The organism is Burkholderia sp. A9, from assembly GCF_000801975.1.
The window spans coordinates 1-642 of sequence record NZ_JSZN01000084.1 but is presented as its reverse complement, the minus strand read 5'-3'; the positions used below and the strand labels follow the sequence as shown (position 1 = coordinate 642).

Sequence of the window (642 nt, the reverse complement as noted above, 5' to 3'; positions counted from 1 at the left end):
AGCTCGTCGACGCGCTCGACGCCGAATGGCGCGCCACGCTCGCATGAACGGTACGACGGCCGCCTGAACGGCTCGTATCGGCACCTGAAACGCGCGTGTTGTCACGCGCGTTTCATTCAATGATCCCTCGCACAAAATACCGAATCGAAATGTCGCGGGAATGCTTTAAATCCACCTTTCATCCGACCGTCCGTAATTAGCGGAAACCCTTATCTGGCGGGGCTCGCGGCGATATTCGAGTAACCATTCCAAAGTGCCCGTATCGGTAGTGTTACCACTACCCCAAAAAAGTCCCACAAATTAATTTGATCACCTACACTTGCGCGCAAGTACGGGCGGGCGGCCGCTAAAAGCGGTTGTTTCCACGTGCTTGAGGCCAAGTGCATGAACGATGCAACCGGCGAATCGTCCAGTGATGCAAACACAGGGATGGCAGCGGGGCACCGGGCGATGGCGTTTATTGGGACCGAAACTGGAGACTTACATGAATATCAAGATGCAAAAGCTGTTGCCGATCACCGCCGCGGCGATGCTGTGCGTTGCAGCTGCAAGCAACGCGGCCGCCGATCAAGTCGTCAAGATCGGCCACGTCGCGCCCTTGACGGGCGGTATTGCACACCTGGGCAAGGACAACGAAAACGG

Annotated in this window: 1 pseudogene; it reads left to right on the top strand. The window is 56.7% G+C overall.

Going from position 1 to position 642, the window contains the following annotated elements:
- Positions 1 to 415: 415 nt before the first annotated feature.
- Positions 416 to 642 (top strand): annotated as a pseudogene (locus PI86_RS16735) (branched-chain amino acid ABC transporter substrate-binding protein); the annotation flags it as partial.